The sequence below is a fragment of the Caulobacter segnis genome (assembly GCF_023935105.1).
In the GTDB taxonomy this organism is placed as follows: Bacteria; Pseudomonadota; Alphaproteobacteria; order Caulobacterales; family Caulobacteraceae; genus Caulobacter; species Caulobacter segnis_B.
The window spans coordinates 1,468,106-1,483,816 of sequence record NZ_CP096040.1; the positions used below are offsets into that span (position 1 = coordinate 1,468,106).

Below are 15,711 nucleotides of genomic sequence, written 5' to 3' on the forward strand. Positions count from 1 at the left end.
CATCCTCCTACAAGCCAAATCCCCGGCCACGGCCGATGCCGAGGTAGTCAGAAAGGCCCTGCCCCACGCTGCGGCCCATCTCGGCGGGAAGCCCAAGCTCCGGCCGGCGAGGGCGGAGCAGCGATTCCATCTGCGGGTCGCGCTCCAAGCTCTTGGCCATCGCGCCCATGCGATCTCGGACTTGGCCGGCGCCGGTCATGTCGCCCGCGCGGTGCAAGGCCGTGCGCTGGCGCTCCAAGCCCTGCCAACGTTCGACGAAGCGATCGGCGCGCAGACGCGGATCGGCGCGGACCTCCGCTTCAAGCTGAAGGACGCGGATCGCTCGCTGGGTGCGGCCCGACGCAGTCTCGCCTGCCAAGCCTGGATCGCGGACATAGGCCCGCTCCAGATCCTTGGCGGCGTGCGGGCCGATCTTCCCCATCGCCTCGCGCGCCTGCTCCAGCGCTTTCCGCTGATGGGCAAGCACCGGCAAGCCGCGGTCGTTCATCCGCATCACATCGGCCGCGGCGCGGGCGTGGCGCTCCATCGCGGCGCGTCGAGCAAGCTGATCGCCATCGCGCGCCGGCGTCGCCGGCTGATGCGCGGGACTGACTGGCCTGAACCCGGCGAACATCCCGCGCTCGCGCTGCGGCGGCTCCTTGGGGCGCAACGACGGCGGCACATGAATGTCGCGTCGCTCGGCGAAGTCACTGGCCATATCTTTGGCCCGCTCGCGCGACAGCACGCGGGTCAACTTGCCGAGATCCTCGAACTCGTCGCGACCGTAATGGACCTGGACACTGTCGCGATGCCGCGACAGGGCGACATAGGCGCCATGGCGATCCATGCCCGGCGTCGCCAGCACATGGGTCCGATCGACCGTGACGCCCTGGCTCTTATGGATGGTGGCCGCATAGCCATGATCGACCTGGGCGTAGTTCTTCAGGTCAAAGATGACCGATCGCCCGGCATCGAGCCGTACCGTCATTTGCGTGGCCGAGACCTGCTCGATCTCGCCGAGCATGCCGTTCTTCACGCCAAGCCCGCGATCGTTCTTCAGGAACATCAGCCGGTCGCCGGCCGCGAAGGCGCGCTCGCCGCGCTCGGCCCTGACCGTCACCTCCTCGCCCAACACGCCCGCCTGGCGTAGCCGCTCGCGGGCGGTCAGATTGAGATCGCGCACCTCGTCATTGGTGTGGGTGAGGATGATGCGGCTTTTTCCCGGCTCGGCGATCCGATCGCGATCCCAGCGCTCGACCAGATCCTCGCGCGCCTGATCGCGGGTCTCGGCGGCATGGACCATGCCGCGCGCGTCGTAAGCCGCCAGCGCTTCGCCGGTGCGGCCGGTGGCGAGATGGCGGGTGGCGTCGCGCTGCCAGTCCTCATGCTGCCGGCGAACTTGAGTGATCTCGACATGGGAATGTCGCTCGGCAATCGACCGGAACGCCGCGCCGGCCTCGATGGCCTGGAGCTGCTCGGGATCGCCGACCAGCACCACCTTGGCCCCGGCCTTCTCGGCCGCCGACAGCAGCCGCTCCATCTGCCGCGAGCCGATCATCCCGGCCTCGTCGATCACCAGCACGTCGCGGGCGTCCAGCAGTTCGCGGCCCTGAGCCCACTGATGTTCCAGGCTGGCGATGGTGCGAGACGCGATGCCCGATCCGCCCTCCAGGTTCTCGGCGGCGATGCCCGACAAGGCTAGGCCCTGGACGCGATAGCCGGCGTCCTCCCAGGCCTCCCGCGCCACGCCCAACAAGGCCGACTTGCCCGTGCCGGCATAGCCGACCACCACGCCCAGGTCGCGGGCCTGGGTGACGTGCTCGAACGCCGTCTTCTGCTCGCCGGACAGGACAAGCCCACGCTGCTCGGCCCGCGCCAGGGCGCGGCGCTGATCCAGTTCGCTGACCTGGTGCGCCCGGCGCTCAGCCATCACGGCGCTGGCGCGATGCAAGCGGTCCTCGACCGCGATCATCTCGCGGCTGGTGAACCGATCTTGGCCGCGCCCGTCCTGGCCCAAGGCCACCAGCTCGGGTGAGGCCTGCACCGCACCCATCGCCCGATCGAACTGTTCCTTCCCATCCGAATGGCGGTGAATGAACATCGCCAGATCGCGGCGGGTGAAGGTCGCCTGCTGCTTGGTGATGGCATCCAGAGCGATGCGCGGATCGGCGATGATCCGCTCGCCATTGGCCCGCGCGATCTCGTGGTGTTCGTCGAGCCGATCCGCCTCCAGGCCTTCGTCGGCCCTACGGCCGGCGGCCGGGCCGATCTTGTTCTGCGGCTCCAGGTCGATGCCTTGGTCTTCGAGGCTCCGGCAATCGATCCGCGCGTCGATGTCGAGCTGCGCCAGGCGCTCGTTGACATGGTCCGCCCAGGCCTCGCGCCAATGCTCGACCAGTTCGGTGCGGTTCCAGTCGCGGACCTTGGCGCCAAAACCGTCTTCGCCAACCTCCCGCATCGACAGCATGACGTGGGCGTGGGGCTTGGCCAGGCCGTCGGCTCCAATGTCCCAGTGCAGATTGAGATCAGCGACCATGCCGCGATCGACCATTTCGCGCCGGACGAAGTCGCGGGCCAGTTCGATCCCCTGGGCTTGGTCCATCTCGCGAGGGATGGCGAACTCGACCTCGCGGGAAAGCTGGGCGTCCTTGCGCTTTTCGCCGGCCTCGACCGCGTTCCACAACGTCGCGCGATCCGACAGCTGCTCGGGCGCGCCGTCCGGCAGCATCACTTCAGAATGGACGACGCCGCTCTTGCCCGTGAAGTCGTGGTCGCGATCCAGCCGCTCGTCGTGCAGCCGCGAAGCGGAGCGGTAGGCGGCCGAGGCCACGGCGCTGGCCCCGGTGGCGCGGCTGATGACTTTGACGCTGAAGTGGTAGATCGCCATGGCGACAGACCACTTACTATCCTGAGCGCACGTCGGCACGACGTATAAGCGCGCCCTCCAAGATTAAAATCTCGGAAGGGACCGGGCCGTCCCAGTGTGTTTCAGCAACCTTACTGCCTTCCGAGACCCGCTGTCTTATCCTGAGCGCATCCCGCCATCATGGAGACTACGATGCGCAAACCTCGGGACTTCGATGCTGAGCTGAAGACGCTGGAGGACAAGGCCAGAACGCTCAAGGAGCGGAAGGTCAAACAGCTCGGTGAACTGGTGATCGCCACCGGGGCCGATGCTCTGGATGTCGAGACCTTGGCGGGCGGGCTACTTGGCCTGGTCGAAAGCGGCGACGCGGCTCGCAAGGCGGAGTGGCGCAAACGGGGCGCGGGGTTCTTTCGCAGCGGGAAGGCGGAACCTCCGCGCGCTGCTGGCGGCGACCAATGATGCGATCCGGCGAACCACGGCGGCGCGACACCGGCTTGAGGCGGGGCGAGCCAGGACCGACACCCGGGCCTGGGTGATGCAGCGCCGAGAGCGGACCCACCACCTGATCGAGCTGGGTGGCCTGGTGCAAAAGGCCGGGCTGGTCGAGCTGACCGGTGACGATCGCGCCGCCCTTTACGGCGCGTTCCTGACGCTGGCGATGATGCTCCAGGGCGAGGACCGCGAACACACGCTCGCCCTCTGGCGGCGCGGCGGAAAGCGGGCGTTCGAGAACGACAACACGCCTAGCTGACGCCAAGCCTCGGCGTCGACCAGACCCGCCGAGAGCAGCAATCAGGGCTGTGCAGAGCGACGTTCGAAACCCAACTAGGCGGACCTGGGGGGCATTCACCCAACAGGAGAACACCATGAGTTCCACGCCCATGAGCCCTCTGCGTCAGCGTATGCTTGAGGACATGAAAATCCGTGGCTACACCGCCCATACCCAGCGCGACTACGTGCGAGCGGTCGCCGATTTCGCTCAGTTTATCAACTGCTCGCCAGACTGGGCCGAGCCGGAGGACTTGCGGCGCTACCAGCTGCATCTGGCCAACCAAGGGGTGTCGCCAGCCACGATGAACAGCCGCGTCTCGGGCCTGCGCTTCTTCTTTAGGGTCACCCTCGCGCGGCCAAGTTTTGGAAGTCAGTTAGCGACGGTTCGCGGGGAAAATCGCCTGCCAGAAGTGCTCAGTCCCGAGGAGGTGGCGCTCCTGCTGCACTGTGCCGGCAAGCTCAAATACAAAGCCATACTGAGCATCGCCTATGGTTGCGGCCTCCGCATTTCGGAGATCGCTAACCTGAAGGTCGCCGACATCGACGCTGCCCGGATGCTGATCCGTGTCGAGCAGGGGAAGGGGCGCACCGATCGCTACGTGATGCTGGCTCCCGACCTGCTAGAGTTGTTGCAGGCCTGGTGGCGCCAGGCGCGCCCGATGGGTTGGCTGTTTCCCGGCCGCGATCCTGGGCAGCCGATCGCAACCCGGCAACTCGATCGGATCTGCAAGCAGGCGGCGGCCATGGCCGGGCTGGAGAAGCGGGTTTCCATGCACACGCTCCGGCACTCTTTCGCCACCCATCTACTGGAGAACAAGACGGACATTCGCGTCATCCAGGCTCTGCTGGGTCACAGGAAGACGGATACGACCGCCCGCTACACCCGCGTCGCGACCAAGATCCTTCGCTCGGTCGAGAGCCCGCTTTCGCTGCTCAAGCCACCGACGGACCAGCCGCCTCGGCTTCCGGCTAAGCCTTGGATGTTCTCCTGTTCGACACCTCGAACCTTTCTGGGCCTTGACGCGGAGTCGTCCGCGCCGGTCGACGCAATGCGCCTGCTTTCATCCCTACCGGAAAATTTGGAAGGGGCGAGCGCCAAAGTCGGCGCCCGCCTGACGGCTAAGGCAACGCCTGGCGCCCTGATGGCCGATACTGAACGGAGACCGGAAAACCTGTTCTAGCGCCGCGACCAACTTGCCCGTCGCCAAACGTCTAGAAGCGCAGGGCGGCGGGCGCAATTCTTCAGGCGCACCCGCTGATGTAGCCACTGACTCGGCCTGTCCTGTCGAAGCAGCCGTCGACCTTCGCTCGGAGACAAGACGCCCTGGATCGCTTGGTGGAACAAAGGCCGGACGGGCTGGCGCGCGTCAAGGGGACGCCCTTCGGGCGTCTCGCGGAGCGACGGCGAAGCCGCCCTTGACCCGCACCATCCCGCCCGGCAGAGGCTCTCCAAGCGCTCCAGGGCGAGCACCGACCGTTCCGGTCCTGGCTCCCGCAGGTTGGGATAGGAAAGGCGGTTGCTGCGGGTGGTGCGGCTAGCGCTTGCAAACGGGCGCCCCGCAGTTCGGACAGTGCGCGGTGCGCAGCTCCTCCATCGTCGCCTTGAAGAGGTCGTACCCGTCGCCCTGCTGATGGACCATGACCTGTAGAGCCACCTCCAGCTTGGCGGCCACGCCGTGCATGTCGTGCGCGCGAACCTTGGGCAGCGCTTCGAGCCAGGCCTCGCGTTGGTCGAACAGCGGCTTCAACTGCGCGTCGATGGCGTCCATCTCTTCGGAGGGCAACAGCTCTCCCCGCTTCTCTGGCGTCATGCGCTCCCATCGCTTCTGGCGCACGAGGATGGTCTCCAGATCCGACCAGCGCAGACCCAGACGGTCGATTTCCGCGTCGAGCGCCAGCCACTCGGCGCAGCGAGCGACGGCCGCGTCCGGGACTGCGGCGCCACTCGCGCCGGCGACCACCGGCGCAGCGCTGGCCGCGCCAATGACGACGCGCCGGGAAACGGCGAAGGGCTCCTTGTCGTCAGACATCGGGATGCTCCGCATTGGAAAGGTTGACGGGCTTAGGGCGGATGCGCTCGATCAGATCGACCGTGCGGGAAATCTCGCAGAGCGCGTCGGCCAGACGCGCCTGAACGTCGCCGACGGAGAGCCCTAGGTGGCGAGCGATCAGCGCGTAGTCGAGCGCTTCAATCTGATTGAGCAGGAAGACGTCCCGCGTGTTACGCCGAAGGCGGAGCACCGCGTACGACATGACTTGCCGGGCGTCATGTGGATCGAAGACACGGCCGCGCCAGAGATCGGGATGTCGCCACCGCCACCCCTGGCTGACCACAAGTGGCCAAGGCATGCGCAAGCACACCATCACGCGACGCCTTCACGATCGGAAGCATCAAACCCGGCGGCTTCGACAACGGCGTCGATCAGATTCCGAACTGTCGCGCAGGCCCGCGACCAACAGACCGACGCGACGACCTCCGGCGGCATCTGTGAAATGGCATGGATTTGGTAGTACGGGCTGAGAAGCGCGGCCAATTCTGGAAGGGCCGCCGGGGCGCCATTGAACCCAGCGCGCCGCGCGAACCTCAACGCCTTGCTCAGGTCGTGGCGGAGATAGACACGGTTCCAGTTGTCGCTGATCCCGCGATCAAGCAGATAGGCCTTGAGCGCCAGTTCGATCGCGATTGCCAGGAAATAGCGGGTCACCTCCGGGTGACGATCCTGCGCCGTCTCGGCGGCCTCGTGAAAGCCCGCTGCGTTGCGGCGGAAGGTGTACGCCAAAATCCAATCGCCGCCGCGTCGTCTGGGCGCCCGGCGGCTCATTTTGGCGTGCTGAGTTTGGCGAGGTCGCGGACGGCTCTGACGATCAGCCCGTGCGCCTCTGGATGGTCTTCCTCGAAGATTAGGCGCCCCGCCACCGATAGGTTGGCGATGACCGCTTCGACGCTCTTGGCCGGGGCTGGGCGCATAGCCTTGAGAAGGACGTGGCTTTCGGTCTCCAACTCATCGAGCCGCGCCTCGATCTGCGAAAACCGCGCGCCCTCTCGGACTACGGCCCGCTCATCAGGCGACAGGCGGAACCACCCGCGATTTTTGATCAGCCAACCTTCGAGGGTGCCCCATTCTGCTAGAAGCTGGCGATGCTCAACGTCCATGGCGATCCATTGCTGACAGATGGCAAGGTTGGGATCGCTTGTGACGGTATATGGCACGAGGCCACTGATCAGTGGTGCCGCCGACGCGCCGGCCAGTACGGTGCGCCTCGACGGTTCAGGCAAGCGCGCAGGCGCGCTTCCCGCCTTTCGACGTGAGCTCATGACTCGTGATCCTGAGTGTGTATTACTCCTTTAGTATCATCGACCACCTCTTTCGACAAGCGAAAAGTATCGTGAACTTTACTAATAGTAAAATGCCGTGCTGACGGCGTCGCAAATCCGGGCGGCGCGGGCGCTTGTCGATTGGAGCGGACCCAAGCTCGCGGAGGCGGCGGGCCTGTCCTTGCCGACGATCCGCCGAATGGAAAGCGCCGTTGGACCAGGTCGTAGCTCGGTCGATAACGTGGAAGCCGTACAGCGTGCGCTGGAGGCGGCCGGCGTCATCTTTCAGATGGCCGACGATACGGCCGGCCCAGGCGTGCGCTTGAAGAAGTAGGGCTCAGGCAGTCCGGTCTGCTGGCCCCGGCCAGCCACCGCCCACTCGCGCACGGCCCACCGCAGGCCCTTTGAGCCTACGCTAGAGGGCGCCCAGAGCCTGTCTTTGCACGCCCAAGTACGCTTTGGCCCTGCACGGTCTTGCAGCCTCCGCTTACCGATCCAATTCTGGTCCACCGAATGCCCCGAGATCCCAGTCTGTGGAGCTTGTCGCGATGGCCGAACCCGACCGTATTCTTCGTATCCGAACCGTGCTGCAACGCACGGGCCTGAGCCGCTCAACCCTTTACCGTAAGATCCAAGACGGCTCGTTTCCCCGCCAAGTGCAGATCAGCATCCATGGCGCCGGGTGGCGGGAATCCGCGATCAACCGGTGGGTCGCTGACCCCGCCGGCTATCGAATGGAAGACAGGGCGGGGTAGGGCCTGACGGAGATCGCCCCCCAAGGGCGGCTACGCCGTCGCCTACGGCGATGCGCTTCGCTCACCCTTTACCGGCCGCTCTTCGCCAGGCTGGGGCTAGGCATGCGGCTTAAGCCGCGCTCCGCATGGTCGCCATGCCATGCGGCTGAGCAGCCGGCCCATCCCAGCATCAATGGTACTTGCCACTGCGGTTATCGAAAGCGCCTTTGGTTCCCTCCAGCACATTGACGACGTGAGAATTGATGACCCCGTCTTCGATTGAACCGGACTGATAAGTGATCGCTGACTTCCCACGTCGGTCAAAGGAAGCACGAATGATCTGCTCCGCATCACAAACTACAGCAAGATTGGGGTTGTGCGTCACCATGATGATCTGCCGATTTTTCTTCGCTTCGCAGATAACCGGTACAAGTAGATTTACGATCGTTTCGTTATCTAAATTTTCTTCAGGTTGATCAAGAATGATGGGATTACGCCCCCTGTCGACCAGCAAATAAAATATCAACAACAAAGCGCCCCTCTGGCCGGGAGAAAGTTGCTCAATAGGCGTGTCCTGAAATAATAATGTATATTTCGGCTCTATGTATTCTAAACCGTATAGATAGTCATAAATCTCTTCGGGTTGTCTATCTTTGCGCATGATTGCGAGAATGCCTTTGCCAGCCGGCTCCGATTGCCTGCTACTTTCTTCGAGAAGAGTGGCGACCGACTGGACAAACCCGACCGCTCCCTCGCGGCCGTTGAAGGAAACCTGATCCACCCGCTGCTTGATCGCAGACCGGCTCTCGTCCTCGCCTCTAAGGGCGCCGATGTTCTGCTTGACCATAGAGAAAAGAGTCTCCGACACTGCCTCATGAAAAACGTTGAGGTTGGCTTCAAACTGAAGCTTGTACTCGTCTCGGATCAATCTATTTGCCTGGATCACGTCCTGAAGTGGCTTGAATAACAATGACCGCGCCTCTCTTTGTTGGGAAAGGACGTCATAGATTTTGCGCACGATCTCAAGACGTTCGTCCGAGCGCACTTGAAAACGCTCGGGCAAGTTCATCACGAGCTCCCGCCGCTTCTCCAAACCTTTAATACTATCTGGCGTTTCGTCGCTTCCCACCAAGGCATTGCGACGGGCTTCCCATATTTTAAAGGCCTCGTTGTACGCCTGCCGCAAGCGCTGGGGCTCGTTCAGCTTCTCTCGCAAGGCAGCAGCCTCACCATCGAGCTTCTGCCGATCTGCCCCAATCAGCTCCAACTTCGTCGCCCCGGCCTTGATCTCCGCGTCGAAGGTGGCAATCGACGCCCTTAAGGGAGCACTGTCGATTTTGAGTTCGACGATGGCGGCGATCGCCATGCCGATCTTCGCCAAGTCCTCGGATACGTCGGATTCGAAAAGCGCGATCTGACCTTGAAGAATTGCGAGGCGGTCGAGAACCGTTTTTGCCGCTTGGAGCTTCGTTCGCGAACTACCTTGCCCCTCCAATAGCGCCTTCTCGGCTTCGGTGGATATTTTCAGCGTCTCGGAGATTTCACCGAGTCGTGCTGCGGCTGCCGCCTGCTCTTCATTGAGATCCCCGGTGGGCTCCGGAACCTCTTGGGGTTTTGCGGCGTCAAGTTCGGCAAGCTGAAGCTTTTTGAGCTTGATCTGCTCTTCGAGATTGTCCTTGATCGTTGGGTGCAGGTTTCGCTCTATGCTCGCGATCGTTCGATTGAGTGCACCTAAGTTCTTACGATGCTCCCCAAGTGTGGCCCTGAAACCTATTTCTTGCTGCTCGGTGAGCTGATCGAAGCTCAGCGCGCCCATCCTCGCGTCGCCAAGGTGGTCGAAGATCACGGATCTCAGCTCGATCTCGAACGCGTCTGACTTGCCGGTCACATGATCGTTGCACAGCGCCTCGAAGCGCCCCTGCGGGATATATTTGACCAACTCAACGCGCTCGGCCGACGGATTGTCAGCAAGATTTGCCTCGTTGGGGAGGCCTGCGCGCCAATGCAGCGATCCGTTGAACTGACGAGCGGGCTCTCCAGATTTTCCGCGAAACCTTTCCGGTCGAAGGAAGGAAAAATGTCGGGCGTCTTTTGAGTTTCCCAGGAGCGCGATCACGTCGGCAAGCGCGCTCTTACCGCTCCCCTTGTTTCCAATCACCGCTACTAGGTCCGGGTTCAGCGGTAGATGAACCCCGTCGAACCAATCGTCAGCCAAAGTGCTTCCAGCGACTTTCTGGAGTTCCACTCTGTCGATGTAGAAAGTGCGGTCCGAGTTGACCTTTTCGACCTTTGGGGGAACGGCTCCAATGTAGCAGCGCTTCTCCGGCTCCTTGATGGCTTGGAGAAGTCCTTCCCAGGTTGGGTCGGCCTTAATCCAGGTCTTGCGCCCTGATGGAAAGCCCCCATAGCCGCGCTGGTTGTTGTCGCCGGCGACGCCAACGAAGCAGTGAGCGTCGCTGCCCGACACCGGCAACCTGGGGACCCCGCCGAGCGCCGCTTTAAAGGCATCAAAGAACTTCTCGTTTTGGGGTGTCTTCGTTCCAACAAATGCGTGCCAGGTCGGGTCGTCCCTCACCTCGAAGATCGTCGAGGCTCGAAATAGACTCAAAGCATAGGCGTAGTGATCCATTGGGTTTATGTCGCCGAGCCCGTCGTAAGTACCAAAAGGCATGAAGCCGACCGCGAGTCCTTCAGGCAGTCGCTTCAGCGCCTCCCGATATGGCTCGACCTTTAGTTCCGCGATTTCGTATCCAGCCTTTAAAGCGATGGCGTTATCACCATCCACGTCTTCCTTTTTGTATCCGTGCTTCTTGAGCTTATCCGCGCCCGCATCCCGCGCGCATTCGATCAAAGCGGCGGTCGATAATGGCTTATCGATGAGTTCGATCCGCATCGCTGACACGAAATCGCGAAGGTCTTGATCGGAGGCTTTGTCCGAGAAGATCATATGCGCGTTTAATCGCCCTTTCGGCGATGAGATGCGCAATTCGATCCCGGGAAAAACGGTTTTGTTCAGTGTCGGCGCACCGGGTTGCCCCAGGCGATTTTTCAGCGCGAACCAACCGTCAAAATTCCAATAGTCCATAATGCCAAAGACAGCCGGCTTTGCATCGTTCAGCGCGCCAATCATCTCATCAACCAAGGGATTGTTGGCGGCGGCGGTAGAGTCGCCTAAGAACTTCTGCCCCTTCCAGAAGAAGGACGCCGGAGTATGGATGTGGAGGTCCCATTCTCTCCACACGGATCCCCGTGGATGTTTGCCGCTCATCTGCCCCCCTTGGCATTTCCCCTCAAGGTAGCGCTCCTTGCGGCGCCGCCGCAACCCAAGCGCGCTGGGCGGGGAGATGTTTAGCGTAGCGGGTGGTGCACGCTCACCACAAATCCCTAGGTCAGGGCGTCGCGCTACGTCGCAGTTGAACGATCTTGTCGCCCTTCTGCGCGCCGCAATAGCCGGTCCAGGCGTCCATCAGTTTGCGGCGCTTATCAAATAGGTCCCCACGCCGGTAAGCGGCCTCAGCCTTGTTGGCGATCGTGTGGGCCAGCGCCATCTCGCAAACCTCATGCGAAAAGCCCGTCGTCTCCGATGCCCAGTCGCGGAACGTGGAGCGGAAGCCGTGGACGGTGATGCCCGACTTCATGCGCCGAAGGAGCATCGCCATCGCCATCGATGACAGAGGCTTTCCAGGCTTTGGCCCGGCGAACACGTAGCCTTTGCCGTCGTCAAACTGCGCCTCGACAATCTCCATTGCGCGAGCCGATAGCGGCACGCGGTGTTCCCTTCCGGCCTTCATGCGCGTCGCCGGTATGATCCAAACCCTCTTGTCCAGATCGATCTCGTTCCAAGTCGCGCCCAACACCTCGCCAGAGCGGGAAGCTGTCAGGATCGCGAACTCTAGCGCGCGCGCCGCCACGGCGCTGCGCGTGCGCAGATTGGCCATGAAGTCGGGGATGAGATCGTAGGCCAACGCAGCATGATGGCCGCGCGCAAGTCTCTGGCGCTTGGGTAGGAGCTGGTTGAGGTGGCCGCGCCAGCGAGCCGGGTTCTCGCCTGTACGCAAACCTTTCGCCTTGGCGGCGTCCAACACGTTCTCGATCCGGCCACGTAGGCGTTCGGCGGTTTCCGGCGTGCGCGTCCATAGGGGTTGCAGCACGTCCAAGATATCCTGAGTGGTCAGTTCGTTGACCGGTCGCTCACGGATTGGGGCGGCGTACTTGGTCAAGGTCATCTTCCACTGCGCGGCGTGCTTATCGTTTCGCCATGATGGGCGCATCGCCTCGACGTAGGCGTCAGCAAAGGCGCCGAAGGTCTGTGCCTGGTCGTCCTTCGCGCGCTCAACCTTGGGATCGAGGCCGTCCGCAAGCATAGTCCGGAACGCCGCCGCCTCGACACGGGCGTTGGCGAGCGACAGGTCGCGCCCGCCGCCCAGGCCCAATTCCGTGCGCTTGGCGCCGCGCGTGTAGATGAACACCCAGCGCCGCCGCCCGCTGTCATCGATCGAAAGGTAGAGACCGCCGCCATCGGAATGTCGACCGGGCGCCTTCAGCTTCGCCGCTTGGATCGCGGTTAGTTTGTGGAGCGATCGTCCCATACCAAACCTCCAACTTAGGGCGGCCCCACTTTCCAACGGTCTCCCGGCCCCACTTCGGGCAATCCCGGTCTGTCGTGCTGACGAAATCGGCCGCTCACCATTTTCGGCCCCACTTCGGGCCCCACTTTCGGTCCTATTTTGTACCTGAAATTTGGTGGGACGTCGAGAGACAACGCAGGAGCGTGAGCCGAGATTATTTTATTAAATCAGCTAGATAATGGGACGTGGCGGGCGCGCATGATGCGGTATGGGACTACTGGTTTGGCGGACTCTCTCACCGCCACTACTCCCGAGCCCGGCTCCGCCTCCGAGGCGTTTTCGTAATACAGTAGCAGACCGCTCGGCGAGCCGACTCGGTTGGGCTTGTCATGAGCGCCCGGCGGAGCGCGGAGCGGGCGCGCGCCTGGAATTGATACGGTTCAAGGGGTGGCGTTCTGGCTGCGCTCGCGTTAGCAGACCGCCCATGATCCGCCTCGACAACATCTCCAAGCAGAACGGCCACCAGATCCTGTTCATCGAAGCCTCGATGGGCATTCAGAAGGGCGAGAAGGTCGGGCTTGTCGGCCCGAACGGCGCGGGCAAGACGACGCTGTTCCGCATGATCACCGGCCAGGAGCAACCCGACGACGGGTTGGTCACGATCGATCCCGGCATGCGGATCGGCTATTTCAGCCAGGATGTCGGCGAGATGGCGGGCCAGAGCGCGGTCGCCGCGGTCATGGATGGCGTCGGCCCGGTCAGCGCGCTGGCGGCCGAGATGGCCACGCTGGAAGCGGCCATGGTCGATCCGGACCAGGCCGACCAGCTGGACGCCGTCATGGAACGCTATGGCGAGGTGCTGGAGCGCTTCCAGGAACTGGACGGCTATGCGCTGGAGGCGCGGGCGCGCGAGGTGCTGGCCGGCCTGAGCTTCAGTTCGGAACGCATGGACGGCGATGTCGGCCTGCTGTCCGGCGGCTGGAAGATGCGCGTGGCTCTGGCCCGCATCCTGCTGATGCGGCCCGACGGCATGCTGCTGGACGAACCCAGCAACCACCTGGACCTGGAAAGCCTGATCTGGCTGGAGGCGTTCCTCAAGAACTACGACGGCGCGCTGCTGATGACGTCGCACGACCGCGCCTTCATGAACCGCATCATCGGCAAGGTGGTCGAGATCGACGGCGGCCAGCTGATCACCTATTCGGGCGATCTGGACTTCTACGACCAGCAACGCGCGCTCAGCGAGGCGCAGCGCCAGGCGCAGTACGAGCGCCAACAGGCCATGCTGGCCAAGGAAATCAAGTTCATCGAGAAGTTCAAGGCGCGCGCCTCGCACGCCGCCCAGGTTCAGAGCCGGGTTAAGAAGCTCGACAAGATCGAGCGCGTCGAGGCCCCGCGCCGTCGCCAGACGGTGCAGTTCGAGTTCCAGAGCCCGCCGCGGTCGGGCGAGGACGTGATCAGCCTGCGCAACGTCCACAAGGGCTATGGCGACAAGCCGATCTACGACGGTCTCGACTTCCTGGTGCGCCGCAAGGAGCGCTGGTGCGTCCTGGGCGCCAACGGGGCGGGCAAGTCGACGCTGCTGAAGCTGGTGGCGGGCGACACCAAGCCCGATCAGGGCGCGGTCAACATCGGGGCCAGCGTCAAGATGGGCTATTTCGCCCAGCACTCCATGGACCTGCTGGACGGCGAGGAGACGATCTTCGAGTCTCTGGAACGCTCGTTCCCTCAGGCCGGGCAGGGCGCGCTGCGCACCCTGGCGGGGTGCTTCGGCTTCTCCGGCGACGATGTCGAGAAGCCCTGCCGCGTGCTGTCCGGCGGCGAGAAGGCGCGTCTGGTCATGGCCAAGATGCTGTTCGATCCGCCGAACCTGCTGGTGCTGGACGAGCCGACCAACCACCTCGACATGGTGACCAAGGAGATGCTGGTCGCGGCCCTCGCGGACTTCGAGGGCACCATGCTGTTCGTCTCGCACGACCGCCACTTCCTGGCGGCCCTGTCGAACCGCGTGCTGGAACTGACGCCCGAGGGCATCCATCAGTACGGCGGCGGCTATACCGAATATGTCGCCCGCACGGGCCAGGAAGCGCCGGGGCTGCACCCGGGAGGCTAGCGGCGCTCGCCGTTCAAACCGCCCGAGCCGGGTCCTCCACGGACGACCAGGGCGAGATTTCCGAAGGCGCGGGGAGTCCGGGACCGGCCCGCGTCTCGACCTGCCGGGCCGTGACCGGCTCGCCGCATTCGGAGCACACCTGCACCGGGTGGAAATCGCACCCGCAGCCCTTGTGCCGCCGCAGCACCGGCGGTCCGGCTTCGCCCGCGTAGTGGGTGTCGCCGAAATGGGCGATGGCCATGACCACGGGATGCAGGTCCAGGCCCTTGTCGGTCAGGCGGTATTCATGGCGCGGCGGATTGTTCTGATAGGCCTGCCGGGTCAGCACGCCGGCCTGTACCAGGGTCCGCAGCCGATCGGCGACGATGGTGCGCGAGACCCCCAGGCGCCGCTGGAACAGCTCGAACCGCCGGATCCCCAGGAAGCAGTCCCGCAGGATCATCAGCGTCCAGCGGTCGCCGATCACCGCCAGGACGCGTGAGATCGAGCAGGGTTGGGCGGACAGGTCGTCCCACTTCATCGGGTCATGGCCTCTGGATCGTCCCCATTCTGCATTTGACTCCGTACAGATTCAATACGAACTTGAATCAACAACTACACGCAGGGAGGAGCCGGCGATGACGGACAGCCGCAAGGGCGCGTGCCTAGTGGTGGGTGTGGGCGACGGCGTGGGCTCGGCGATCGCCCGGGCTTTCGCGGCCGAGGGCTACGTCGTCTGCATGACCCGTCGCCCGCGCCATCTCGATCAATTGCAGGCTCTCGCCGGCGAGATCGCCGAGGCTGGCGGTGATGCTCGCGCCTACGGCGTCGACGCCCGTCAGGAGGCCGACATGGCGGCCCTGGTCGAACGCATCGAGGCCGAGGTCGGGCCGCTGGAGGTGGTCGTCTTCAACGTCGGCGCGAACGTTCGGTTTGGCCTGGTCGAGACCACGGCGCAGGTCTTTTCCAAGGTCTGGGAGATGGCCTGCTTCGCTGGCTTTCTCACGGTGCGCGAAGCGGCGCGGGTCATGGTTCCGCGCGGCCGCGGCACGATCCTGTTCACCGGCGCCAGCGCCTCTCTGCGCGGCAAGGAAGGCTTTGGAGCCTTCGCCTCGGCCAAGGCCGGCCTGCGGGCGGTGGCCCAGAGCGCGGCGCGCGAACTGGGCCCCAAGGGCATTCATGTGGCTCACGTCGTCGTGGATGGATCGATCGACGGGGTCTTCATCCGCTCGATGCGTGACGATGTCGACGATCTGCTGACCGCCGACCAGATCCTGAAGCCCAACGAGATCGCCGCGAACTACGTCTGGCTGCACAACCAGCCGCGCTCGGCCTGGACCCACGAGATCGACCTGCGGCCTTGGGCCGAAACCTGGTGAGACGCA

General features: G+C 63.7%; 15 protein-coding genes. 7 read left to right on the forward strand and 8 right to left on the reverse strand.

Annotated elements, in window-relative coordinates:
- Positions 1-7: 7 nt before the first annotated feature.
- Entirely contained in the window at positions 8-2,866 is a 2,859-nt protein-coding gene (gene traA, locus MZV50_RS07285) for a Ti-type conjugative transfer relaxase TraA (RefSeq protein ID WP_252633741.1), read from the reverse strand.
- Positions 2,867-3,037: 171 nt separating this feature from the next.
- Here traA and MZV50_RS07290 point away from each other — a divergent pair, with 171 nt between their 5' ends.
- The 3 genes from MZV50_RS07290 to MZV50_RS07300 all read left to right on the forward strand — a co-directional run bounded on the left by MZV50_RS07290 (position 3,038) and on the right by MZV50_RS07300 (position 4,797).
- Complete coding sequence (locus tag MZV50_RS07290) at positions 3,038-3,304, forward strand: conjugal transfer protein TraD (RefSeq protein WP_252633742.1); 267 nt, start codon at positions 3,038-3,040, stop codon at positions 3,302-3,304.
- Positions 3,305-3,380: 76 nt separating this feature from the next.
- Positions 3,381-3,596 (forward strand): conjugal transfer protein TraD, encoded by a 216-nt coding sequence (locus MZV50_RS07295; RefSeq protein WP_252633743.1) that lies wholly within the window; start codon positions 3,381-3,383, stop codon positions 3,594-3,596.
- A 115-nt stretch (positions 3,597-3,711) separates the two neighbouring features.
- Positions 3,712-4,797, forward strand: coding sequence for a tyrosine-type recombinase/integrase (locus MZV50_RS07300; RefSeq protein WP_252633744.1), 1,086 nt, complete (start codon positions 3,712-3,714; stop codon positions 4,795-4,797).
- Between the two features lie 354 nt (positions 4,798-5,151).
- Here the strand turns inward: MZV50_RS07300 and MZV50_RS07305 are convergent, their stop codons facing one another.
- The 4 genes from MZV50_RS07305 to MZV50_RS07320 all read right to left on the reverse strand — a co-directional run bounded on the left by MZV50_RS07305 (position 5,152) and on the right by MZV50_RS07320 (position 6,932).
- Entirely contained in the window at positions 5,152-5,646 is a 495-nt protein-coding gene (locus tag MZV50_RS07305; RefSeq protein ID WP_252633745.1) for a hypothetical protein, read from the reverse strand.
- Positions 5,639-5,869 (reverse strand): sigma factor-like helix-turn-helix DNA-binding protein, encoded by a 231-nt coding sequence (locus MZV50_RS07310; protein WP_252633746.1) that lies wholly within the window; start codon positions 5,867-5,869, stop codon positions 5,639-5,641. Before MZV50_RS07310 ends, MZV50_RS07305 begins: the two co-directional genes overlap by 8 nt.
- A gap of 110 nt (positions 5,870-5,979) precedes the next feature.
- The gene (locus tag MZV50_RS07315; protein WP_252633747.1) at positions 5,980-6,396 is read right to left on the reverse strand and encodes a hypothetical protein; all 417 of its coding nucleotides are present in this window, start codon (positions 6,394-6,396) and stop codon (positions 5,980-5,982) included.
- A gap of 38 nt (positions 6,397-6,434) precedes the next feature.
- On the reverse strand, positions 6,435-6,932 hold the full coding sequence (locus tag MZV50_RS07320) for a hypothetical protein (protein ID WP_252633748.1): 498 nt from the start codon (positions 6,930-6,932) through the stop codon (positions 6,435-6,437).
- A 97-nt stretch (positions 6,933-7,029) separates the two neighbouring features.
- On the opposite strand from MZV50_RS07320, the gene MZV50_RS07325 reads away from it, so the two are divergent.
- Together MZV50_RS07325 and MZV50_RS07330 are read left to right on the forward strand one after the other, a co-directional pair.
- Positions 7,030-7,266, forward strand: coding sequence for a helix-turn-helix domain-containing protein (locus MZV50_RS07325; RefSeq protein ID WP_056440467.1), 237 nt, complete (start codon positions 7,030-7,032; stop codon positions 7,264-7,266).
- Between the two features lie 214 nt (positions 7,267-7,480).
- Positions 7,481-7,687 (forward strand): helix-turn-helix transcriptional regulator, encoded by a 207-nt coding sequence (locus tag MZV50_RS07330; protein WP_252633749.1) that lies wholly within the window; start codon positions 7,481-7,483, stop codon positions 7,685-7,687.
- A 169-nt stretch (positions 7,688-7,856) separates the two neighbouring features.
- On the opposite strand, the gene MZV50_RS07335 is transcribed toward MZV50_RS07330, so the two are convergent.
- A complete protein-coding gene (locus MZV50_RS07335; protein ID WP_252633750.1) occupies positions 7,857-10,934 on the reverse strand; it encodes a TrlF family AAA-like ATPase in 3,078 nt (1,025 codons plus the stop codon).
- Between the two features lie 121 nt (positions 10,935-11,055).
- Entirely contained in the window at positions 11,056-12,255 is a 1,200-nt protein-coding gene (locus MZV50_RS07340) for a tyrosine-type recombinase/integrase (RefSeq protein ID WP_252633751.1), read from the reverse strand.
- Between the two features lie 463 nt (positions 12,256-12,718).
- Here MZV50_RS07340 and MZV50_RS07345 point away from each other — a divergent pair, with 463 nt between their 5' ends.
- Positions 12,719-14,347, forward strand: coding sequence for an ABC-F family ATP-binding cassette domain-containing protein (locus MZV50_RS07345; protein WP_252633752.1), 1,629 nt, complete (start codon positions 12,719-12,721; stop codon positions 14,345-14,347).
- A 13-nt stretch (positions 14,348-14,360) separates the two neighbouring features.
- On the opposite strand, the gene MZV50_RS07350 is transcribed toward MZV50_RS07345, so the two are convergent.
- Complete coding sequence (locus tag MZV50_RS07350) at positions 14,361-14,867, reverse strand: winged helix-turn-helix transcriptional regulator (RefSeq protein ID WP_252633754.1); 507 nt, start codon at positions 14,865-14,867, stop codon at positions 14,361-14,363.
- Positions 14,868-14,964: 97 nt separating this feature from the next.
- Between MZV50_RS07350 and MZV50_RS07355 the strand changes: the two genes are divergently transcribed.
- On the forward strand, positions 14,965-15,705 hold the full coding sequence (locus MZV50_RS07355; protein WP_252633755.1) for an SDR family NAD(P)-dependent oxidoreductase: 741 nt from the start codon (positions 14,965-14,967) through the stop codon (positions 15,703-15,705).
- Positions 15,706-15,711 lie beyond the last annotated feature (6 nt).

Bases quoted from the DNA above. Each gene is read 5' to 3' on its own strand.
- traA (WP_252633741.1), bottom strand. From the start codon at position 2,866: ATGGCGATCTACCACTTCAGCGTCAAAGTCATCAGCCGCGCCACCGGG.
- MZV50_RS07290 (WP_252633742.1), top strand. From the start codon at position 3,038: ATGCGCAAACCTCGGGACTTCGATGCTGAGCTGAAGACGCTGGAGGAC.
- MZV50_RS07295 (WP_252633743.1), top strand. From the start codon at position 3,381: ATGCAGCGCCGAGAGCGGACCCACCACCTGATCGAGCTGGGTGGCCTG.
- MZV50_RS07300 (WP_252633744.1), top strand. From the start codon at position 3,712: ATGAGTTCCACGCCCATGAGCCCTCTGCGTCAGCGTATGCTTGAGGAC.
- MZV50_RS07305 (WP_252633745.1), bottom strand. From the start codon at position 5,646: ATGTCTGACGACAAGGAGCCCTTCGCCGTTTCCCGGCGCGTCGTCATT.
- MZV50_RS07310 (WP_252633746.1), bottom strand. From the start codon at position 5,869: ATGTCGTACGCGGTGCTCCGCCTTCGGCGTAACACGCGGGACGTCTTC.
- MZV50_RS07320 (WP_252633748.1), bottom strand. From the start codon at position 6,932: ATGAGCTCACGTCGAAAGGCGGGAAGCGCGCCTGCGCGCTTGCCTGAA.
- MZV50_RS07330 (WP_252633749.1), top strand. From the start codon at position 7,481: ATGGCCGAACCCGACCGTATTCTTCGTATCCGAACCGTGCTGCAACGC.
- MZV50_RS07335 (WP_252633750.1), bottom strand. From the start codon at position 10,934: ATGAGCGGCAAACATCCACGGGGATCCGTGTGGAGAGAATGGGACCTC.
- MZV50_RS07340 (WP_252633751.1), bottom strand. From the start codon at position 12,255: ATGGGACGATCGCTCCACAAACTAACCGCGATCCAAGCGGCGAAGCTG.
- MZV50_RS07345 (WP_252633752.1), top strand. From the start codon at position 12,719: ATGATCCGCCTCGACAACATCTCCAAGCAGAACGGCCACCAGATCCTG.
- MZV50_RS07350 (WP_252633754.1), bottom strand. From the start codon at position 14,867: ATGAAGTGGGACGACCTGTCCGCCCAACCCTGCTCGATCTCACGCGTC.
- MZV50_RS07355 (WP_252633755.1), top strand. From the start codon at position 14,965: ATGACGGACAGCCGCAAGGGCGCGTGCCTAGTGGTGGGTGTGGGCGAC.